General features: G+C 68.3%; 19 protein-coding genes and 2 pseudogenes. 6 read left to right on the top strand and 15 right to left on the bottom strand.

The features are described 5' to 3' along the window. Positions 1-211 precede the first annotated feature (211 nt). The 8 genes from ACFWA7_RS04195 to ACFWA7_RS04160 form a co-directional block, all read right to left on the bottom strand. On the bottom strand, positions 212-655 hold the full coding sequence (locus ACFWA7_RS04195; protein ID WP_385820766.1) for a hypothetical protein: 444 nt from the start codon (positions 653-655) through the stop codon (positions 212-214). Then, positions 652-930 carry a hypothetical protein gene (locus ACFWA7_RS04190; RefSeq protein ID WP_385820764.1) on the bottom strand — a complete coding sequence of 93 codons (279 nt, stop codon included), beginning with the start codon at positions 928-930 and terminating at the stop codon, positions 652-654. Before ACFWA7_RS04190 ends, ACFWA7_RS04195 begins: the two co-directional genes overlap by 4 nt. A gap of 399 nt (positions 931-1,329) precedes the next feature. Further along, the gene (locus tag ACFWA7_RS04185) at positions 1,330-2,763 is read right to left on the bottom strand and encodes an IS1380 family transposase (protein WP_385820776.1); all 1,434 of its coding nucleotides are present in this window, start codon (positions 2,761-2,763) and stop codon (positions 1,330-1,332) included. A gap of 182 nt (positions 2,764-2,945) precedes the next feature. Beyond that, positions 2,946-3,323 carry a nucleotidyltransferase domain-containing protein gene (locus ACFWA7_RS04180; protein WP_385820774.1) on the bottom strand — a complete coding sequence of 126 codons (378 nt, stop codon included), beginning with the start codon at positions 3,321-3,323 and terminating at the stop codon, positions 2,946-2,948. A 735-nt stretch (positions 3,324-4,058) separates the two neighbouring features. Next, a complete protein-coding gene (locus ACFWA7_RS04175) occupies positions 4,059-5,762 on the bottom strand; it encodes a hypothetical protein (protein WP_385533877.1) in 1,704 nt (567 codons plus the stop codon). 391 nt (positions 5,763-6,153) lie between these two features. Further along, entirely contained in the window at positions 6,154-6,642 is a 489-nt protein-coding gene (locus ACFWA7_RS04170) for a cation transporting ATPase C-terminal domain-containing protein (protein ID WP_385533874.1), read from the bottom strand. Between the two features lie 78 nt (positions 6,643-6,720). Then, positions 6,721-7,119, bottom strand: coding sequence for a universal stress protein (locus ACFWA7_RS04165; protein WP_385820762.1), 399 nt, complete (start codon positions 7,117-7,119; stop codon positions 6,721-6,723). Further along, on the bottom strand, positions 7,119-7,673 hold the full coding sequence (locus tag ACFWA7_RS04160; protein ID WP_385820759.1) for a universal stress protein: 555 nt from the start codon (positions 7,671-7,673) through the stop codon (positions 7,119-7,121). Before ACFWA7_RS04160 ends, ACFWA7_RS04165 begins: the two co-directional genes overlap by 1 nt. Before the next feature lie 1,215 nt (positions 7,674-8,888). Between ACFWA7_RS04160 and ACFWA7_RS04155 the strand changes: the two genes are divergently transcribed. Next, positions 8,889-9,554, top strand: a complete 666-nt coding sequence (locus ACFWA7_RS04155; protein ID WP_385533866.1) for a DUF4389 domain-containing protein — start codon at positions 8,889-8,891, stop codon at positions 9,552-9,554. A 371-nt stretch (positions 9,555-9,925) separates the two neighbouring features. Continuing rightward, entirely contained in the window at positions 9,926-10,087 is a 162-nt protein-coding gene (locus tag ACFWA7_RS04150) for a hydrophobic protein (RefSeq protein WP_385533863.1), read from the top strand. A gap of 478 nt (positions 10,088-10,565) precedes the next feature. Here the strand turns inward: ACFWA7_RS04150 and ACFWA7_RS04145 are convergent, their stop codons facing one another. Continuing rightward, on the bottom strand, positions 10,566-10,703 hold the full coding sequence (locus ACFWA7_RS04145; RefSeq protein ID WP_385820757.1) for a hypothetical protein: 138 nt from the start codon (positions 10,701-10,703) through the stop codon (positions 10,566-10,568). A gap of 827 nt (positions 10,704-11,530) precedes the next feature. Here ACFWA7_RS04145 and ACFWA7_RS04140 point away from each other — a divergent pair. Together ACFWA7_RS04140 and ACFWA7_RS04135 are read left to right on the top strand one after the other, a co-directional pair. Next, positions 11,531-11,935 carry an FKBP-type peptidyl-prolyl cis-trans isomerase gene (locus ACFWA7_RS04140; protein WP_385533860.1) on the top strand — a complete coding sequence of 135 codons (405 nt, stop codon included), beginning with the start codon at positions 11,531-11,533 and terminating at the stop codon, positions 11,933-11,935. Positions 11,936-12,459: 524 nt separating this feature from the next. Next, complete coding sequence (locus ACFWA7_RS04135; protein WP_385820755.1) at positions 12,460-14,295, top strand: DUF4157 domain-containing protein; 1,836 nt, start codon at positions 12,460-12,462, stop codon at positions 14,293-14,295. 499 nt (positions 14,296-14,794) lie between these two features. On the opposite strand, the gene ACFWA7_RS04130 is transcribed toward ACFWA7_RS04135, so the two are convergent. The 4 genes and pseudogenes from ACFWA7_RS04130 to ACFWA7_RS04115 all read right to left on the bottom strand — a co-directional run. After that, entirely contained in the window at positions 14,795-15,061 is a 267-nt protein-coding gene (locus ACFWA7_RS04130) for a MoaD/ThiS family protein (RefSeq protein ID WP_385820753.1), read from the bottom strand. Between the two features lie 126 nt (positions 15,062-15,187). After that, positions 15,188-15,673: a hypothetical protein gene (locus tag ACFWA7_RS04125; protein WP_385820772.1), complete on the bottom strand. Its 486-nt coding sequence runs from the start codon at positions 15,671-15,673 to the stop codon at positions 15,188-15,190. Between the two features lie 69 nt (positions 15,674-15,742). Next, positions 15,743-15,817: pseudogene (locus ACFWA7_RS04120) on the bottom strand (hypothetical protein); the annotation flags it as partial. A gap of 113 nt (positions 15,818-15,930) precedes the next feature. Beyond that, positions 15,931-16,190, bottom strand: a pseudogene (locus tag ACFWA7_RS04115) (UDP-glucose 6-dehydrogenase); the annotation flags it as partial. 152 nt (positions 16,191-16,342) lie between these two features. Here ACFWA7_RS04115 and ACFWA7_RS04110 point away from each other — a divergent pair. Beyond that, positions 16,343-16,525, top strand: a complete 183-nt coding sequence (locus ACFWA7_RS04110) for a hypothetical protein (protein ID WP_385820751.1) — start codon at positions 16,343-16,345, stop codon at positions 16,523-16,525. Between the two features lie 80 nt (positions 16,526-16,605). Here the strand turns inward: ACFWA7_RS04110 and ACFWA7_RS04105 are convergent, their stop codons facing one another. Further along, on the bottom strand, positions 16,606-17,241 hold the full coding sequence (locus tag ACFWA7_RS04105) for a hypothetical protein (protein ID WP_385820749.1): 636 nt from the start codon (positions 17,239-17,241) through the stop codon (positions 16,606-16,608). Between the two features lie 1,212 nt (positions 17,242-18,453). Then, on the bottom strand, positions 18,454-18,636 hold the full coding sequence (locus ACFWA7_RS04100; RefSeq protein WP_385820747.1) for a hypothetical protein: 183 nt from the start codon (positions 18,634-18,636) through the stop codon (positions 18,454-18,456). A 496-nt stretch (positions 18,637-19,132) separates the two neighbouring features. On the opposite strand from ACFWA7_RS04100, the gene ACFWA7_RS04095 reads away from it, so the two are divergent. Next, positions 19,133-20,131, top strand: coding sequence for an alpha/beta hydrolase (locus ACFWA7_RS04095; protein WP_385820745.1), 999 nt, complete (start codon positions 19,133-19,135; stop codon positions 20,129-20,131). Positions 20,132-20,195: the final 64 nt, after the last annotated feature.

The raw sequence follows: 20,195 nt of genomic DNA, 5'->3' as shown, positions 1-20,195 counted from the left end.
GCTCCGGGTACGGGCCGTACCTACCGATCGGCAGGTACGGCTCGATGAACTTCCACTGAGCATTGGTGAGTTGCCTGCGCGTCACGGCCACAGTCCTACCGGGTTCCACCCCACGAAGAGGGTAGAACCCAGGAACTGATCACGACATCACACAGGCCCTAGGGCGTGTCTGATACACGATCACCGAGCATGGGTGTGGTGCCCGGCGCGTTCATACCAGGTCGGGCGGCACCGGATGTGTGGTGTCGCCGTTCCTCGGCTGCGGCAGCACCCGGACCACGCCGGATCCTTCGGACAGCTTCTGCCGCATCAGCCGGTTCTCCGTCACCGTCTGGTGCAGGACTCCGACCAGCGCCTCGACGTCGGTCTTGAGGCGGGTGATCTCTTCGGCGTCCGCGGCCCGCAGCTCTTTGAGCCGCCGGACTTGGCGGCGCAGCCGTTGTTCGCTGTCCGGCGTCTTCCCCCGGGCGCGGGCCTGGTCGTAGAAGTCGTTCGTCAGGTCGGGGTGGCGCTGGGTGAGCGCGTTGCGGGGAACTTGGGCTTCTGCCGCGAGCGCGACGATCGTCAGCGCGCCGTTGGAGTGCTCGGGCGTGTCGCCCAGGACGCGGTTCATCGCGGCGCGGATACGGTCGCGCTCGTCGAGGGCGGGGCTCATGCGGGCGGCTCCTGGTGGCGGGTGCGGTCACGTTCGTGGCGGCTGGCCAGCTCGCGCAGCTGCCCCGCCCGTCGGGCCGGCCGGTCGGCGAGCGGGCCCGGCAGTACCTCGGAGACGGACTGCTTCTCCAGGGCTTCGGAGAGGGCAAGGAGCCCGGCGGCGTGGTGGTCGGTGCGTGTGATGTTCGCGCATGATGGCTGGCAGCGGTCCTGCCGCGGGGCGTCGGTGGCGTCCAGCCGGTGACAGAGCGCCCGGTCCCGGTTGTAGACGCACATCAGGCAGGAGCGCGGGTTGTCGTAGACGGTCAGGGCGGGGTTGCCCAGAATGTCGCGGGCCTGGCGGTGCGTGCGGATCGACCGGCGAACGCAGGTGCCTGCGCGGCCCCGTGGATGGCTCGCCGCGCGGCGGGTCCGGAGATGCCGACCCCGCGGGTGAGGTCGCCGTGGAATGGTGAGCGTGTCGGCGGTGGCCTGGGCTTCTCGACGTCGAGCAGTTCGTGGATGCCGTCGCGGCCGCGGGCTAACCTCGCTCTTTCAGTTCGGGCGGGCTGACGGTGTTGATGGTCAACTTGGGGCTGTGCGGGCCGGTTTCGTGGTCTGGGCATGTCGACGGACCGACGCGGTGGCCGGGGTCTCCAAGGTCTTTCTGGTTGTGGACGGACGGGGACACGCAGATCAGCCGGTGGGGCGGGGCAGAGCCGCGAGCCGGTGGAAGGCCGCGGCCAGGTCGTGGCGCCATGGCCAGGACCTGGAGATCCGCAGGTGGAGGCGGCGGCCTCCGCGGGTGAGGCGGGCGGCCACGTGCAGGAGTCGGTAGCGGAGTTTCCTCGGCTCGGCGGTGGCCAGTTCGCCGTCCAGCAGCAGAAGTCTCGTCCAGGCGAGCAGGTCGATCGAGGCCAGGGACAGTTCCAGCCAGGCCGCGTTGATGGCGAAGTGGCGGGAGGGGAAGCGGCCGAATCCGGTGTCCTTGCCGCAGCGGATGTGGTCCTCGACGGTCGCGTGGTGGCGGTGGCGTACTTCCAGGAACTGGGCGGTGCCCCCGTCGGTGCTCGGGGTGTCGGTGAGGAAGACCTGGTGGCGCAGGCCCTCGACGGTGTCGAACAGGGACAGCTGGGCGCCGGGGTGGGGACGTTCGCGGCGGACGATGATCCGGGTGCCGGCCGGGTAGCCGGGCAGGGCGGGCATGCCGGTCAGTTCGGCGACCTCGGCGCCGTCGCGCAGGCTGCCGTCCTGGTTGAGGGCGGGGTGCCAGAGCCGGTCGGGGACGGCTCGGATCGCCCGGCGGATGGGCTCGGTGATCGGGCAGCCAACCGAGAAGAAGGTACGGATCCCCTTCGTGCGCAGGCCGCGGACGTGGGCGAGGAATGCCTTCGTGGACCCGGCGCTGTCGGCGCGGACGAGAACGTCGGTGCCGTGCCGGTGGGCGTCGGGCAGCTGGGTGAGTGCGTCGTCGAGCACGGTGATGTGATCCGCTGCGGTGTTCGCCCCGGCGTTGCCCGGCCGCAGCCGTGCGGCCAGGGCCTCGCCGGTGTTGGCCAGGAAGCACAGCAGCGGGTGGAAGCCGAACCCGCCCTTGTAGGTCGGGGCGGCCTCATCTTTCGGGGAATGGGAGGTGACCAGGGTCGCGTCGAGGTCCAGGACCAGGCCGGGCAGGTCACGTCCGCCGGCTCGGGCGGCGGGTATGCCCTGGCCGGTCTCGGCGGCTTGCAGCCAGGCCCTCTCCCGCGCCACCGCGCGAGCGGCCCGCAGCCCGGCCAGCACCTTCTCGTCCGCCCTGGCGAGCAGCCGCCACGCGGTGGGCGTGGAGGCCACCGCACCGAACACGTCCGGCTGGTCCCGCAGGACGGCCAGGTCCGTGATCGTCTCGCCGCCGTCGGCGAGCACCACCGCCAGATCGGCCATGACCCGGCCCGGATCGTGACCGGTCCCGCGCGGCCGCAACGACCCGAGCACGCTGGAATACGCGGCTGTCAGCCCCGTGACGTCGGCAAGGTCGGCCAGCAGACGCGTACCGGCGTGCCCGACCACTCCCGAACCGTCCGTGCTGACATGGAGCTTGGGACGCGAAGCGATAGTCTGCACGCAGAAAGTGCCTTCCTGTGGGGACAGCAGAGACCCTAGACAAGTCTCATCGTCCCAGGTCAGGAGGCACTTTCGCGTTCTCGGCCGGCATCCGGACCGACCTCAACTGAAACACCGAGGCTAATGGTGGAGTCGGGTATTGGAACTGTCTGAATGCCCCGTGAGCCATGTCGTCGGCTGCCGAGGTGGTCACGGTCGGCAGGCCCGGATCACGGAGGCGAGGACTCCTGCCGGGTCGTGCAGGGGGCGGGCGCCGTCGGCGATGACGCGGCGTGTGCCAGGATCGACGGGGTCCGTCTGGGCCCAGTCGGGAGACCCGAGGCCGATCTCGACTTCCAAGCCTGAGGCCGTGGCATAGCGCCGTTCGGTGATAGCCCCCACGACTGGGTTCGAATCAGTTCGCCGAGGACGATCTCGTTGGCCCAGGCGTTGTCCGAGTACTGAGCCTGGTCCGTCGTGAGCAGGATGATGTCGATGTCGGAGTCGGGGCGTGCGGCGTTGCGGGCGTATGAACCAACAAGGAGTAGGCCGACGATGTCCTGGCGGTTTGTGGCCCAGCGCGTGATGCGGCCGGTGATTTCGTTCATCTCGGCGGCCCGTTCCGTTGAGATCCCGGCCTGACTCGCTGGTTGTTCACGGTGGTGCGCCACGTGGGCTCCTGGGTTGGTTGGCGACGGCCGACGTCGGCGGCGTAGGCGGCCCAGTCGCCGCCGGAAACCTTCTGCCATTGGACGGCGACTTGGATGTGGATGCCGAGCATCCGAGCGAGGATCGCGGCGGGCTGGCCGCCGTGGCGAGGGCGAACAGGGCGGTGGATCGGTCCTGTTGGGGGCGAATGCCGATCTTGTGGAGTCGCAGACCGATCTGGCTGGCGCTGAGGGGACGGCCGGGCTGTCCGCCGGGGAAGAGCCAGGGGACATCGTCCGGGGTGCCGATCTTGGCCTTGCCGCGTCAGGTCGCGACGAGCTCGCGGACCAGGGCGGCCAGCGGCATCGGGAGGATGACGGGCGAGGTTCCGAAGGAGATCGCAACGGTCTCGTCGGTGATGTCGACGTCGTCGACGGTGAGCTGGCTGATGGTAGCGATCTTCTGCGCCGGTGGAATCGTTCCAGGAAGGTGACCCGCGCGGCGGGTTGCATAGGTGCCCGAACCCAGTGACGATGCGCACCCGCCAACTCATCCTGCACAAGCACCACGCACAGCGCACCAAGTCAATGACATGCCACTGCCGCCCTCTGCCCACCCTCACCGAGCAACTACGACTCAGCGCCCCCCAGTACAACTGAACAGCTCCAGGTCACGGGCTCCCCCTCTGATCAGAATCACCGCTTCCCGACAGTGGAGTGCCGGGGCGCACCGAGTTTGGCCAGCGCCTGGTCAGCACGGTTGCGAGAAATGTTGTTCTCGGCGAGGAGCGTGAGCAGTTCAACGGCCTTCCCCCGGTATCCGTCCAGCTCCGCGAGGTACTCGGCGGCCTCTACACGATAGGGGCCAGCCCAGACAGCCGGATCGCTGGCGATTCGGGCCAGCACCTCGGCAGCCTCCTCTCGGTGCCGGGGCAGCTGAGACAGTGCTTTAGCTGCGAGCGCGTGACCAAGGATGTCGCCCTCGGGGTCATACTCGGTCATGGCGGCGAGGGGCCCGGCGAGACGCTCGTCGCCGAGCGCGGTCAAGTAAAGAGCAGCTCTCGCGCGGTTGCGGATGTCGGAGGTACCGAAGGTACCTTCGGTGGCCTCACGGAAGAGCGTTTCGATGGCGCGTTCTTCGCCGAACGCGGCCAGGAGCCCGGCCGCATCCCTTCGATCGTGGTGGTGGTTCCAGGTGTTGTACGCGTAGGGGGCGAACAGCCGGACGACCCCTTCTCGGCACTCCTTCATTTGGCTCAGGGCCCAGCCCGCATCCAACCGGCGCGGATAGCCGAGGGACTTATCGCCCGCGAGGCGCAGGAGGAGCCCGGCGGCTTCTGGCCGGTGCCCGCGCAGCTGGGCCAGAGTCCAAGCCGCCTTCACGCGATTCTTGAAACTGAGGGTGGTGTCGTCGACGAGCCGGGCGAGGAGCCCGGCACCTTCCTCCCAGTGCCCGTCCACCCCGACCAGGTACTTGGCGGCCACCAAGCGCCAGCCGGCCAGGTCTTGGCGGAGGGCGAGTTTGGCGAGTTGGTGTGCGGTGCGGTCAGCAGGGAGGTTGGTCCGCAGCTTCACCAGCGTGGCCAAGAGCCGGCAGGCGGCGATTGCGTTGCGCGAGGTGAGGTCGTCCAGTGCCTGGAGGGTTTCCGCCGCGATGTGGTCTGCGGGGGCGAGGAGTCCGTCGAGGAGGAAGCCGAGATAGGACGACTCCACGTCAGGCGCCGACGCATGGCCGTCAGCAAAGGCATGGTCACGGCGGAACAAGCTCTGTAGCAGTTCGGCGCGGGCCTGTTCGTCTCGGGTGGCATGACGGGCTGCGTGGTATTCGAGGAGGGTTTGGTGGAGGAAGTGGAAGTCGCCCGAGCGCTCGTACAGGAGGCCTGTGGGTCGCAGGAGGTCGCCCAGGAAGGCGTTCCAGAGCGGTGCCTTCACTTTTGCCGGGCGCTGGACGTCCAGATGTCGGGCCAGGATTTCGACGACTGGGGCGGTGTTTCCGTTGATCCTCTCGTGGGCCAGGTGGTCGATCAGCCCGGGCAGGTCATCACGCACCAGTTGCGCGGTTTGCTCGGCGGCCCGTTGGTCACGGGGGATCTGATGGCGGTCCTTCAGGACGCGGATCACCTCGTCGTGGGTGTTACGGATGCTCTTGTGGGTGTTCTGCTCGTAGAGCAGCTCGACGAAGGACTGGTAAGCCCCCGCGCGGCCTTCGGGCAGGTACCGGGAGGGATCGGCCGCATGCAGCTGGCACAGCATGGAGGCCACCAGCGGAGTGCGGGCCAGGTCGGCCAGCCCGGTGTTGCTGAGTCGCGCCGTGAACACTCTGACGTGACGGGCGCTGTTCGGCAGGTCGCGTGACCACGACCAGACTGCCATGCCCTGTCCCGACTGCGGCATCTTCACCAAAGACACGTTCAATAAAGGACATTGGTTCCCAGGCGGGCTCGGACCGGTATGGAACAGCGCACGGGCCGGGGAAACGAGAACCCATGGCACCTGGACACGAGATCGGGCAGTACCCGAAGTACTGCAGAAATCGAACAGTTCATGGCTTCGGGCAGCGCGGGCCCCAGCCGAGTCGGCAGGGGCCCGCGGCATGAACAGCAGAGGAGGGCCGGGACCTGCCCTCAATGAGCACCATCCTGGCCACCACGGCTTACCGTCTGCTGGTGGCCTGACGGCCTGGCCTCACTTCAAGCGGGTCCGGCCCGCTGACCTGCCAACCTCATGGATCCGATCGGCGTCGATCCCTCACCACTGGCTCGGAGCGCCTCACCGCAAGTCGTCCTCCCATCTACGACCACCTCCTCTGCCCACGCCCGCCTTCGCGCGCGGTGTGATGGTCGAGTCCGCGTGCCGCGGCCGCCAGGGCGGTCTCTGTCCAGTCGAGCGCGACCGTGCTGAGCACCGCGCGGAGGAAGGGGCACACAGGGCAGCGGCCGCGAGCCCGGCCGCGACGGCCACCGCCACCGGCAGGAACCCGGCTCCCCCAGGTCAGCAGACGGTCCCGCAGCCCGAGCACGACGTCCAGCTGCGCCGCGAGCAGGGACAGGAACAGCACGCTCTGCCAGGGCATGTCCATGGCGCGCGCCGCGAGCCCCGCCGTGAGGGACCCGGCGGCCACCACCGCTGCGAGGAGCAGCGTCCGCTGCCACAGTCCGTCACCCAGCACATGCCGGCCAGGAGGACGTGGTGTTCTGCCCATGGCTCCCGGTGACACGGGCTCGCCGCCCATGGCGACCTCGGCCGGCGCCATGATCAGCGGATCTCGGAGCTGCGCCACCACGGGTGTTTACAGGCGAACAGCGCGTTTGGCGGTCACTTCGTTGGGACCGTACCGAGTCAGGCGACGCGCCACCTTTCATGGCTGAGCCCGGTGCCACCGGCGCCCGACGCCGGAGCGGTGTCGGTCCGGCGAGGTGACACGGCTCCTCCCGTCCGGTTCCGGTTCACGCGTCGGTCCGAGTCCCGGCTCAGCCGTGCCCGGACTCGGGCACGTGATCACCGGGCACTCCGCTCGGTGCAGCAGGCCATGAGCCACCGACCCCATTTTCATGCCGGAGTACCCGCCACGTCCCTGCCTGCCGACGACGACCAGCAACGCGCTGACCGAAGCGAGTGCCAGTTCCTCCACTGGATGGCCGCGCAGGACCTCATGGGTGATCTGCACATCCGGGTACTTGTCCGCCCATCCCGCCACGGTCTCGGACAGCATCCGGCGCCGTTCCTCAAGGCCCGCCGCTTCGTCGCCGAAGGACACTACGGGCCGCCGCCACACCCACACGGCCCGCAGGGCAGCGCCGTGCAGCGCTGCCTCTTCACAGCGAACTCCACGGCAGCCCTGGAGGATTCGCTGCCGTCAACGCCCACGACGAGATGGGGGTGCCGCTCCCCCGCGTGCTCCGGCTCCCTGACCACAACGACCGGGCAGTCCGCCTGGGCACTGACCGGAACGGCCACCGAGCCCACGCTGAAGAGCTCCTCCGGTCGAGTGAGCCGACGGGAACCGACGACGGTCATCTGGGCCCGCGCCGCCTTCTGGCAGAGCACCGCCGATGGCGTGCCGTCGAGCAGTTCCGTCGTCAGAGGCACCTCCGCGTGTAGTGCCCGCACCGTGGCGACCGCCTCAGCAAGCGCGTCGTCGCCCTGGGCCCTGAGCGTCGTGCGACGCCAGGGTGCGTCGGTGTGCTGCCCGCCGGGCAGGGGCGGTACCGCCGTCACCAGCCGGAGGGACAACCGCCTGCGGACATCCTCGTCGACCGCCCAGGCGAGCGCCGGAACGGACTGCTGGCGTGGGTCGATCCCGACAATCACCTCGTTGCGTAGGCCGTTCGGCGACGATGCACACGACCATGCGGGCGACCTCGGCGACCTCGTCCAGCTCCCCAAAACACAGGAGAGGCTGTCTGGAGAATGTCGGCTGTCATCGCGATACGTACGACACCGGGGTGGCCGGAGCAGACCCGCGTCCGGTCGACGCCGAGTTCCAGGAAGGTCCACCGCTTGGTAGCGGCACACCCCCGCCGATGTGCCGCTACCGAAAGGCAAAGACCGTCATCGGCGACGGACCAGCGACCGTCCCCACATCGGCCTTCGCTCTCCGAGCCGACGACCCACTCCTCCTGGTCGCCACACCGCCCCTGAGCAGGGGATCCAAGCGTTCCAATGACAGCCGTGGGGTCCCGGGCGTGCGGCCACCGCTTTTCAGGTTTTCAGGAAGGACCGACTGGAAACACCCCCGGCGAGCAGGTGCCCGGCGGCCCAACGCCGCCGGACCCCGTCGTCATGCTCACTCCGCTCCGCCGCCAGATCGGCCCCGCAGGGCCGTCGCGCAGCCGCAGGACGCAGTGCCGCCGCAGCGCACGGCCCCGGGGCCTGCACTTCCTCCTCTCAGGACGCCCGGACCCCGTCAGGGCACCGTGCTGCTCCCCGCCGAGAACGACCCTGAGCGACCGGTGTCGCCGACCCGTGTGAAGACGTCGTATGCCTCCTCCGTACGCTCCAGCGGGAAAGTGTGGGTGACCCTGGTCGACTCAGGGCATCGGGCCGGATCGAAGGCCGTGATCCGGCTGAACAGCCGCGGGCAACTCACCGCAGAGCCGCCGACCGAGGGCGCGGCGGCCTTCGCAGCGGCCCTGTTCGGCACCGGGGCTGCGCTCACCTTCGGTGGCCGGACATACGCCGCCGGACGCCTCACGCAGTGGCGGCACGACCAGGGGCGTTGCGAACAAGGGGACCGTGAGTGGGACCAGGCCGGACCGCAGTGGAGGCGTAAGGCCGCATGTTGCGGATAGGGGCACGGCTGCTGCGGACCGACCACCCGGGTGGTGAGCCCCAGTGCGGCCCTGCTCGACACCGTCGCCCCGTCTACGCGTCTCCGCACAGGTGTGCCCCGAGCCGGCGGCCGCGTAGGCCGATGATGGGCCACGGGAACGGACCCGCCTGCCCTCGCGGGGTGGGGCGGAAGCGGCCAGGCTGGTGACGAGCCCTCCCGGCGACGCACACGCCGGGAGAAGGGAGCTGATCACCATGACGACGCCGGTGGGATTCCACTACCGCCCGGTCCAGGTAAACGCGCACATCGACTCGCCACTGTCCCGATGGCTGTGGCTCGTGAAGTGGCTCCTCGCCATTCCGCACTACGTGGTGCTGTTCTTCCTCTGGATCGCTTTCACCGTGGTGACCGTGATCGCGTTCTTCGCCATCCTGTTCACCGAGCGCTATCCGCGCGCGCTGTTCGACTTCAACCTAGGAGTACTGCGCTGGAGTTGGCGGGTCGCGTACTACTCGTACGACGCCCTGGGCACCGACCGATATCCCCCGTTCAGCCTGGGCGAGGAACCGGACTACCCGGCACGGCTGGATATCGCCTACCCGGAGAGGCTCTCCCGCGGCCTGGTGCTGGTGAAGTGGTGGCTCCTGGCCATCCCGCACTACATGGTCATCGGCTTCTTCCTCGGCGGCGCCCACCTCGGCCGGTGGTCCGGCGGCCTGATCGTCCTGCTGACGGTCATCGCGGCCGTGATCCTGGCCTTCACCGAGAAGTATCCGAAAGATCTCTTCGACCTGATCATCGGCCTCAACCGGTGGGTCCTGCGAGTCACCGCGTACGCCGCTCTGATGACGGACAAGTACCCACCGTTCCGCCTGGACCTGGGCGGCTCGGAGACAACCACTCCGGAGGAGCGGGCGTAGTCGCCGCACCAGCGGCCGCACTCCCGATCGTGCATGTGCTGGGCACCCCGGTGTAGGGACGGCGCCCGCACCGTCCGAACCGCCGTCCTTCGGCTCCGGACGCCAGAGAGTCCTGGACGGTACCGACGAGTCCGGACATCGGCCAGGGCCAAGGCGCTCGGCAACGGGTTCATATCTATTTCCCTCCACGCCCTCGTCACCAGGCGAGGGACTTGTCCGGGCACCCTCAGGGCCGGGCGGAGGGACAGCTCCCTCACACCCAGCCAGGGGCGAACCCTTCAAAGTGCCCCGCAACATAGACAAGAAACAAGCCAATCTGAGCGCTTGTCCGGGCTTAGTCAGGGCATCCGATGGCTCGGAGGTTGATACATATGGTTCCCCTGCTTCTCGTTCTTCTGCTCGCCCTGCTCCTGTTCGGCGCCGGTTTCGCGCTCAAGGCTCTGTGGTGGATCGCGGTCATCGTGCTCGTGGTCTGGCTCATCGGCTTCGTCGCCCGTCCCAAAACGGGCAGCGCCCGCTGGTATCGCTGGTAGGTAATCCGGCCAGCACCCACAGCACACCGTGGTGGGCGGCAGACCATCCACAGCGACTGGTCTGCCGCCCGCCACGGCGTGGTCCGTATCCATCGGCTTCGCGACCACGACAACGTCGACAACCGGGGACCACATCTGGCGCTCCGTGATACGCACGCGGTACCCCGCTACCGAGGCCACCGGACGGTATCCGGCCAAACAACGCACGCCACGCCCCGCGGGTGCCAGTCCACCAGCCACCCGCAACGCACAACACGACAAGTCCAGCGCTCACGGGACAAGTGGAGCGCCCCGTCACAACGGCAATCCCGCAAAACCCCTGTCCGAGAACGCAGGGCGCCTCGCTATTGGAACTCGGGCGAAATTGTTCTGCGGTTTCGCGCTTGATGTCCGGTCACCCCGTGATCGTCAGCAGCGCAGGTCGGTGCGGGAGGGGGAAGGCAGCCCTCCACGTTGATGATCGCGCCGCGCGTGACTGTCACGCCCTGGGCAGGTAGTTCGGGTAGTGCCCCGCCTTGTACAGCAGCTCGCACACCAGATGCAGCGGAGACACCACGAACCCGGTCCGTGCCAGCCGCGCCAGCCGCCCCTCCGAGCCCAAATCAATCCGGATCATCCCACCCGCACGCGAATCCAGTGTCCAGCACGTAGCGCCAAGACCCAGTGAACAGTCAGGCCAGAGCAGCGTCCAGGCCCCTGCGATGGCGTGCCGGACCGATGCCCTGGCGAGCCCTCTTCCGGGGCTCCGGAAGCCCGGATCGCTACAGGGTCGCCAACCGCGCCGGCGCCCAAGAACGTCCTCGCGCTGATCCCGGCGCCGACCGTCAGCCCCGCCGCGATGCGGATGTATACCCGCCGCGACCTGCGGAGTCATCGCCACACCACTTCGCGGGAAGCGACCTGCGGCCGTGCGGCTCGGCGGACACGGGCGCACCGTTGAACAAGGGTCCGGCTCGTTTCGAGTGACTGGCTGAGCTGGGCTTTTGTGTGAGTGGGCTGGTGGCAGGGGTGGCCCGCCCCGCGTTGGGAGCGGTATTCACCCGTGGAGGTGCGCCCCGGGCAGACGCCCGCGCACTCCCGGCCACTGATCCCGTACACCACGACGAGGGACACCATCCCAAGCCCGGGCGGTCACTGTTGAGCTGGTCCACGACGCGGTCCACATAGGTGCTCCGCCATGACGCCGGACTGTCCGACCGAGCGAATCGAGGCATCTCGCAGTGTGCCGGCAGCCGTTTGTGCCTCGTCTCGTTCGGGCGATTGCTGCGTGACCCGTGCATGGACGTCGGGTTCATCGGCTATGCGAAAGATCATCACGTGTGGCCGCTGGAGTCGGTGTGCTCCGGGGCTCGGCATTCTCGGTAGCGTGACCATCTGCTGCATGGGGTGTCCATGTGTCCGGCTGGTCCGTTCGCGGGCTCGACGGAGAGTGAAGAGGCTGCAATGAGTGAACTGACGAAGCCCGCGGTCAACGTTCCGGAGGGTGACGCTCCTACCGAGCTGACCATCCGGGACCTGGTCGTCGGGGACGGGGCTGAGGTGAAGCCGGGCATGGTGGTCAGGGTCCACTATGTCGGGGTGACCTTCGAGTCCGGGAAAGAGTTCGATGCCACCTGGGACCGGGGCCAGCCGTTCAAGTTCGCCCTGGGCAGTGGCAGGGTCATCAAGGGCTGGGACCGGGGGGTGAGGGGAATGAAGGTCGGCGGTCGGCGCGAGATCATCGTTCCCCCGCGTCTCGGCTACGGCAACCAGTCGCCCTCGCCGTTGATCCCGGCGGGCTCGACCCTGGTCTTCGTGGTGGACCTGCTCGACTCGTATTCCAGCACGGCCGGGTGGAGCAACACCTAGTGAGCCTGGCCGCTCCTCCCCTGTGACGTGCTGCGTCCTCTCCCGGGTTTTGGTGCCGCCGTGCTCCTCACTGCCACTCCTGCTTCCGCCTGGAAGAGGGCGGGCGTGGAGTCACCTGCCCTGGTGGCGCACACCTTGGCCGAGATCGCCGAGCAGTAGTCCCGCCCGAGCCGGCGGACGCCCCTGACGGGGCACCAGAGCGGTGCTGTACGGGCCATGGTGACGTGCTGGGCTGCCCGAAAGGCTGCCCCGGCGGCACTGTCCACGCGCATAGCTGGCGACTACAACGGTTATGACAGGGAGCCGCGGCCGAACGCTGATCCCCTCACCGCGGTGCTGCCGGTGCTGCTCATCGGCTGCGATTCAGGCGATCAGGATCGGGACATGCCATGCGCGCGCACGTAGAGGACCCCGCAGAGAAAACCGGGAACAAGGCACGGCCTCCGCGCCGGGCGGTGTCCGTGCCCGGAAGTACGGCACGCGTCCCGAGGAGCGCCTCCGAGGTCACGGCACTGAGTGGCCAGGTGGGCAACCGTGTCGTCGCGCGCCTGTTGAAGGAGGAGCGGCACACCCACGGTGCCGGCTGCGGTCACGACGGCGTCGAGGACAGTACTGCGAAGGCGCAGAGCGCTCTGATCGCCTCGGCGATCAGGTCGGAGAGCAGCCAGATCCCTGATCCGCTCCGCGGCAAGGCCGAGTCCTTCTTCGGCAACGACTTCTCCCGTGGCCGCTTCCATGACGGTCCGGTGGCCCAGCGCGCCATCGAGGCCATGGGCGCCCGGGCCCTGACCATCGACAACCACGTCTTCCTCCCTCCGCCCGGGGCCCGGGACATGGCACTCATCGGGCACGAGTTCAGCCACCTCAACAAGAATCTCAACGGCGAACGCGAGACGGGCACCGACAACGGCGCCGGGCTCAAGGTCACCAACCCCAACCAGCCCTCCGAGCGGACTGCGGACACAGAGGGCAACGACTTCGCGGCGGATGTGGCCACGGCCCCCTCGGTCACCGCACAGCGCTCGGTGGCAGCGGACTCCGGCGCCGAGCCGGTGCGGGCCGAGCTCGTGCAGCGCGCCGCGCGACCGCAGGGCGACGCCATGGACGTCGACCACTTCGGGTCCGACGAGGACCTGGACGAAGCCATGACGGATGCGTTCGACCGCCAGGACGCGGTCGACACGGCAGAGCTGGACCGCCTCAAGAAGCTGGGCCTGGCGGGACGGCATCGAGAGTTCCTCCGGCTGTTGCGCAGTCATTTCTCCGGCGGCAAGTGGAAGATCGAGAAGTCCACGCCGGAGGGCGACTTCGAGGCCGCGACCAAAGAGAGGGGCAAGTCGAAGGCGCACAGTTACGAGGATCAGCCGCAGGTCCGACGGCTGCGGTGGATCTCGACCGTCATCAAGGAGTATCTGACGACCGTGAAGCTCCCGCCGATCGAAGTGCAGGCGGCGATCGACGATTCGGGACGGCTCATCGTCGCGGCCAATGACAAGAGCGCCAATGAACACCTGGCCGAGCTGGCCGCGAACGGCGGCGCCACGGACTCCCTGGGGCACATGCTCGGCAACGCCGCGCGCCCCGAGGCGCGGGCGGGCAGCGCGATGGACGAAAGGGCCAGGGTCGACCGGGTCAACCGGCACTTCGACCAGGCGTCCGACATGCACAGCGGCGCGGCGCCGGTGCCCGCTGCCCTGCGGACCGCTCTCGCCCAAGGCATGGTGGTCGCCGCCGGAGGCGCGCCGGGGCAGCACGCGGAGCTCCGCATACTCGCGAGCAACAACGGCAAGACGCCGCCGTATCTGGGCGGGACGAAGAGGCCGTGTGCCACCTGCCTCGCCACCCTCTACCCCCATGGCTCGCCCAAGGGCGGCGAGGGAAGGAGCTGGTGCGCCCGGGAAGGTTCTATTCCAGGGAGGACGCCAACCGGACGGTCCCGGGATACAAGGACAGCACCACGGTGTCCCCCAAGGACCGGGCGCAGCAGGTGTTCGCCTGGATCGACAAGTCCACCGCTCATACGTATGACTCCTATGCGCGCAACAACGCGCTCCTTCGGGGGCAGGGCTCGGAATCGGAATCGGACTGACCTGCGACAAGCGACACCCCGCGCCGAAGTGCCACCGGTGACGACGGGAGGGACTTCTCTGCCGCATTCCCGTCGACTACTCGGTCGGCGGGCGGATCACCATGGGCCACTTCGTCCTGCGCGCGGGCGCCGTGGTCGCCCACCACGCTACACGCGAGGAGTACCGCAGCGCACATCGGTGACACCCGCACCTGCGTGCCTGCGTGCTGGGCTGCAGTGGGCCGGTCACGCGGTGAACGCGGTCTGTCGCGGTGCGGGTTGGGATCTTTAGGCTCTCTCATGTCGAAGCGGAAGCGGGGCAGGAATCACCGAACGCCACAGAAGCGGGTCCCGGGCCGTTCCCCGGACTTGGGGCCGCGTGCGGCGTTGCAGGGTGGCGGGTTGCCGTTGCGGGGAAGTCTGGATCAGACGGCGCGGATGTTGCAGCACGCGAAGCCGGACCAGTTGGTGGAACTCGTGCTGCCGTATCTGTGGGTGTCCCTTGCCGATGGCCGTGCCCCCGCGAACATATGCGTGGACGCGTGCACGACGCTGCGGAACGCCTACGGGCAGCTGGGGGTGCGGGCTGAACTGCTGCCGGTCAGTTCTGGCACCGGACAACGTCATCCCGTTCCGCCCGCCCATCGCCTGAGACCCCCACCTCACAGGGCCCGCCCCGGTCATACGCACACCCGGAGCGGCCCTGCTCACGCCTCAGCCCGTCGAGAGAGGGACGTTGGGAGATGGCTTACGCGACGCGGCGCGATGACGTTGCTGGCGGGGTGACGGCCTCAGCCACCCGCGATGGCGGTGAAGAACTCGATCGTGTCATCTTCAGAGAGCGGCATATTCGCGTCAGGCTGCTTGAGCATCTCGCTGTTGAGGCAAACCCTGTGGGCCTGACGCAACTGCCCGGCGTTGTCGAGCAGGAGGGATCTCAACTGAGGATGCTTTGACGTCAGTTCGGCCAGGGCCTCGGACAAGGTGGAGGCCTCGACGCGAACCGTCCGCTGGTTGCCGGCGGCACGGAGCAACATGCCATTGAACTCAAAAGTCATGACACGGATCTGTCCACCAGCAATCCCCCCTAACCTCCCGCGCCCCAGCGAACCTGTGTTTGGCCCATACGGCATCCCTGTGGGGGTCTCGCTCGACCCACCGGACGCACCACAGGCCCCAAAGAATCAGCCCGCGGGGCTGAACAGAAGAACTTGACAGGGAAGTTCCCGCTGCTGGATGCCGAGACCCCGTACCCGGCAGCTCTCGGAGATCTCCAGCTGGGCAAGGAGCTTGTGCGCCCGTAGCTTGCCGGTGCCGGGGAGCGCTTCGACGGCGTCGGCTTCGCGGAGGATGCCGGTGGCCGCTTGGGCCCCGAGGATCGAGGCCCGGGCGACGAACCCGCGGAGGTCCTTGGGCAGGCAGCCGACGCCGAACCCAAGGCCGGGCCGCATGCCGCGCCGTCCGATCCGGCCGCCGTGGCCGAGGATCTTGGCGAGCTGGTGGACGTCGGCATCCGACTTCTCGCAGATCTCAGCCATCGCGTTGATGAACGAGATCTTGGTGGCGAGGAAGGAGTTGGCGGCGCCCTTGGCGAGTTCGGCTGTCGCCCAGTCGGTGACGATGGTCGGGGTGCCGGACTCGATGATCTTCTCGAAGCACCTCCGCAGCATGGTCTCGGCCCAGGTGCGCTCGGCCTCGAAGCCGAGGACGAGCCGATCGTGGCGGAGGGGGTCTTCGATGGCGAACGATTCACACAGGAACTCGGGGTTCCACGCGACTTCGACCTGGTCGCCGGCTGGGGCGAACTCATGCAGCAGGTCGCGGACGCGGGGTGCGGTGCGGTGCGGTGCGGTGCCAACGGTACGGTCGACTTGACCGCGACGACGGCCGGGCCGGTCATCCTCGGGGCGAGCTGGCGGACGGCGGAGTAGAGGTGGGTGAGGTCGTAGGTGTCGGCGCCGGGGGTCTGCGGGGTGCCCACCCCGATGAAGTGCAGGTCGGCGAAGTGGGCGGCTTCCGCGTAGGAGACGGTGAACTTCAGACGGCCCGACGCGGTGTGCTTGGCCAGGAGACCGTCGAGGTCGCGTTCGAAGAACGGGCCTTGCCGGAGTTGAGGACGTGGACCTTGTCCATGTCGGAGTCCATGTCGGAGTCCATGCCGAGGACTTCGTGGCCGAGTTCGGCCATGCAGGCCGCGTGGGTGGCGCCGAGGTAGCCGCAGCCGATCACGGTGAGCTTCACGACGGAGGTGTCCTTCCAGGTGGGCCGACAAGGGAAGGACTCCATCCACGGAACCACAGAGCTGGCGTGGCAGCAGCGTCAAGTGGACACGTCCCCACGTGTCCGAACTCGCCGTGGCAACAAGCCTCTACTACCTGCTCCACGTGCAGCCGGAGGTGCTGAAGCTCGTCGCCGTCGCCGCCGCAATCGCCTCTCTTCGCTGCATCCGGCTCGGCCGCGCTGTCTGGATCACGACCGATCGATCTCGGGACATCGCGCCACTTCCCCGGCGAGTTCTTTGATGCGGTGCCGGGCGCAGATGCAGCACTTCGCGGCCACATCACACCCCTCCCCACCGGGGCATGTCACGCCGGCGGTGTGGTCAGTCGCAGAGGTCGGTGCGCGGCTCCATCAGCGGGTCGTTGCAGCCGCCGCGGTCGCCATCCCAGTCCTGGCCGCCGTACCAGTGGAGCGTGGCCCACTCGGTGCAGCCGCTGGAGTTGACCTCCACACCGGCACGCCAGGCGTCGGGGTTCGGCGTGCCGTGGGTCCACTGGGACGCCTCGAAGTACCACTGGGTGTTGCTCGTGTTGACGGTGCCAGAGGCCAGGAGCGGCCCATAGGGGGAACTGACCTTGATGGTCGCCGTACCGCCGACCCGGTTGATGAAGTCCTGGTTCCACCACCAGTAGACGCCCACGTGATCGTTGCACTGGTTCCAGTACTGCTGGACCCATCCGGCGGTGATCCAACCCTGCCAGCCGTACGGTGCCCGGTCCCCGATCCAGACCCGCGAGTTGCACGAGGTGGTCAAGGTCGGTGTCGTCGTGCTCGTGCGCGGAATGTGGTGCTGCGCGGGGTGAGCCGTGCCGCTGGTGACGCTGATGGTTGCGGGCGCGGCGTCAGCGGCGGTCGCCGTGGTGGCGGCGCCGAATGCGGTTCCGCCGACAAGAGCGAGCACGGCGGTGGTCATGGCGATGGTGCGGCGGAACTTGCGTGCTCTGGGCAGTGCAGACACGGTTTCCCCTCGTCTCGTGTTGACGGTGCGTGCGCAACGGCATTGACTGCGCGGTGCTTCTGGAGCGCCAACAAGCGTGGCCGGTAGCCCCGCGGTGCCGATTGAGCCGTCCTCGTCGCGTGGGCCGGCCTTGCGCGGAGCAGCGGGACCAGAAAGCCCGGCTGGCCGGGGGGCCGACGCTCGGAGCGTCCCGGCTGCAGCCATGGCGGCGGACCGGCTCAGCCGGGAAGAACTCCCCGCCTCCCGATTCCGCCTCCCGACCCAGGCGCTCCTGCTCCGGCGGTCTCCGCCAGCTTCGGCCTGCCGTTGTGCCACGACGGGCGGCGACACGGTGTGGATACGGGATCAGGCGTTCGGGAGGGTCACGGCTACGGTGACCTGGGCGCTCCAGGGTCCGGGCTCCCGTGTCGGCTCCCAGGTCACGTCGACGTCAGCTTCGTGAAAGTCGTGGGCGAGCCCCACCACCATGGCGGCCGCCGCGGCTCGCCTCGGCGGGGTCGGTGTTCGGCCACTTCCAGGGCGGCGCCGCGGCGGCAGCCGTCATGGAGGAGGATCCTCGGGTGCGAGCGGGCGTCAGCCTCGATGGCGCCGTTCGCGGGCCGGTGGTGGAGCGGGGCCTGGACCGGCCGTTCCTGCTGGTGGACACCGTGGTCCACGACGGCCTCCGCCAGGATCCGACCTGGTCCGCACTCTGGAAGAACCTGCGCGGCTGGCATCGGTGCCTGCGTCTGGCCGACGCGAACCACCTCTCCTTCACCGGCCTGGTCTCCATCGGGCCGCAGTTGGGGGTGTCGCTGCCCCTGCAGCTGGGCACGATCCCGGCCGAACGGGCGGTGCCAGCGTTACGCGCGACCGTGCGGACCTTCTTCGACGCGCACCTGCGCGGACGCCCCGGCACCGGGCACCTCCTCATGGGGGCTTCACCGCTCTATCCGGAGATCCAATACATCGCCAGCCGGTTGACGGCGGGCGGGTGTGGGAGCAGACCGCAGGTGGGGGCGTCAACTGCGGCTGTGGGAGGCCCAGATGACGAAGCGGCTGCCCTGTCCGCCCGCGCCTGGCCCGCTGGGGGCCTATGCCGACCGGTTCGGTGCCAGCCAGACGTCAGTGTCTTGTTGCGGTCCCGTGGCAGCGGCAGTCCGGCCCCGGTCGTCACGAAACCCCGCGGTCGCAGCTGGACCCACGGATTCGCTGTGGCCCCAGACACCCGGGTCAGCACCGCAGCTCCGCCGCTCGTTCGCTCATCACCTCCACAGCGTCGGACAGCTGAGGGCGCGCCCCGGGGTGGGCCTCCCGGATGACCTTCACCGCGTGAAGCCGCCGACCACTCCTGATCAGCTCGTCCACCTCTTCCCGGACCACCGGCAGCAACGCGTCCCAGATCGAGTTCTCCATGCACCCATCCAAGCAACTCGCTCTCTCCCACCGCCGCCGCCCTTACGGTGCGCACCGCGCGGAGACCCGCTCAGAGCAGGTCCTTCGCGGTCGCCGTATTCGTCTCACCTCGCTCGAAACCTCAGCTGCCCGCATCCCCACTCGTTCCCGAGCTGTCTGGGACCAGGCTGTCAGCCGTCCCCTTGCGTATACCGCACGCGCCGCTGACATGGCGTGATCAGCAAGGCTTCCCCCATGGCAACCCTCCAGAAAGGTCCGTAGCACCTCCATGGAGTCGATGAGAGCAGACCTTGCAAGGTCACAGCGGCGGTCGTTCGAGGGTGCCGGGTGAGTGGGATCACAGCAGGTGCGGCGGAACGCCCTTGGATCTCTTTACATCTGTTTGCCTGGAGCGGGGATTTCGATCGGCGTGTGTGCGGAGGTACGGCGCGGGTGTTCCCTTCCCGCCCGTGCCGTCTTCCGCGGTGCACCGCCCCTCGACTTTCGGAGTTTGTGTATGAAGCGCCTCTCCACGGCGTCGGCTGCGGTGCTGGCCGTGTGCTCGGCCGTGCTGGTTGCCGGTTGTTCCAGTGACAGCAAGCCGGTGAACTTCGGCAAGGACGACGCCAAGGGAGGGACGACCCGGAGCCAGGCGCCGCCGAAGAACAGCAAGGTGCAGTTGCCGACGAACCCGCGCGAGTGGACCACCCAGCGCGAACTCAACGACGGCACCAAGGTCGTGCGCACGACGCTCAAGGGCGGAAAGTCGGGCTTCGAGGGCAAGGTGTGGGCGTGGGCCCCCAAGCAGTACTTCGAGGACAAGTACAGGAACAGCGCCTTTCCGGTGCTCATCGCGCTGCCCGGCAGCAACGGCTATCCCAGCAACTACTGGTACGGCGGTGACCTCAAGCTCCAAGAGACCATCGCCGAGCAGGCGGGCAAGGGGAAGAGCCTGCCGTTCATCGTGATCATGCCGGTGCTGAACGCGGACAAGAAAAACTACTACGACGGCAGTGACATCCCCGGCCGGGCGAAGATGGGCACCTGGATGTCGGACGACGTCCCGGACCTGGTCCGGGAGAACTTCCGTACCTTCAAGGACCCCAAGGGGTGGGGTTTCTTCGGCTCGTCGTCCGGCGGATACGTCGGGATGAAGATGATGCTGCAATACCCGAACCGCTTCGGCGCCGTCATCGCCGGTGGCCCCGACACCCGCCCGGACTCCCCTCTGTGGAACGGCCACGAGAAGGAGAAGCAGGCGAACAACCCGGAGAAGCTGGCCCAGGACCTGATCAACAAGGGCGGCCCAACGGTGAACCTCTCGATCATGCTGGGCACCAAGGAATCGGGGCAGCGCAATGTGAAGGACTTCCTCGCCAAGTACGGCAAGGGTCCCATCAAGACCAGTCTGCACATGATCCAGAACGGTCAGCACAGCGGACGGCAGTACGCGAAATCCCTCGCGGACGGCCCACTGGAGTGGATCAGCAAGCGGATGCTGGCGCCGTCGCCGTAACGGCCGCCACCCTGCCAGCGTGGGAAACCTCTGCAGGTGCGCTGGGGATGAGTGGGGGCGCTAC

The organism is Streptomyces sp. NPDC059994 (assembly GCF_042737755.1).
In the GTDB taxonomy this organism is placed as follows: domain Bacteria; phylum Actinomycetota; class Actinomycetes; order Streptomycetales; family Streptomycetaceae; genus Streptomyces.
The sequence above is the reverse complement of the archived record's forward strand: the minus strand, read 5'-3'. Positions and strand labels throughout refer to the sequence as shown.

Coding starts and splice junctions, on each gene's coding strand:
- ACFWA7_RS04125 (WP_385820772.1), bottom strand. CDS start 15,673: ATGCTGCGGAGGTGCTTCGAGAAGATCATCGAGTCCGGCACCCCGACC.
- ACFWA7_RS04150 (WP_385533863.1), top strand. CDS start 9,926: ATGGTTCCCCTGCTTCTCGTTCTTCTGCTCGCCCTGCTCCTGTTCGGC.
- ACFWA7_RS04100 (WP_385820747.1), bottom strand. CDS start 18,636: ATGGAGAACTCGATCTGGGACGCGTTGCTGCCGGTGGTCCGGGAAGAG.
- ACFWA7_RS04140 (WP_385533860.1), top strand. CDS start 11,531: ATGAGTGAACTGACGAAGCCCGCGGTCAACGTTCCGGAGGGTGACGCT.
- ACFWA7_RS04130 (WP_385820753.1), bottom strand. CDS start 15,061: ATGACTTTTGAGTTCAATGGCATGTTGCTCCGTGCCGCCGGCAACCAG.
- ACFWA7_RS04195 (WP_385820766.1), bottom strand. CDS start 655: ATGAGCCCCGCCCTCGACGAGCGCGACCGTATCCGCGCCGCGATGAAC.
- ACFWA7_RS04190 (WP_385820764.1), bottom strand. CDS start 930: ATGTGCGTCTACAACCGGGACCGGGCGCTCTGTCACCGGCTGGACGCC.
- ACFWA7_RS04145 (WP_385820757.1), bottom strand. CDS start 10,703: ATGATCCGGATTGATTTGGGCTCGGAGGGGCGGCTGGCGCGGCTGGCA.
- ACFWA7_RS04095 (WP_385820745.1), top strand. CDS start 19,133: ATGAAGCGCCTCTCCACGGCGTCGGCTGCGGTGCTGGCCGTGTGCTCG.
- ACFWA7_RS04180 (WP_385820774.1), bottom strand. CDS start 3,323: ATGAACGAAATCACCGGCCGCATCACGCGCTGGGCCACAAACCGCCAG.
- ACFWA7_RS04155 (WP_385533866.1), top strand. CDS start 8,889: ATGACGACGCCGGTGGGATTCCACTACCGCCCGGTCCAGGTAAACGCG.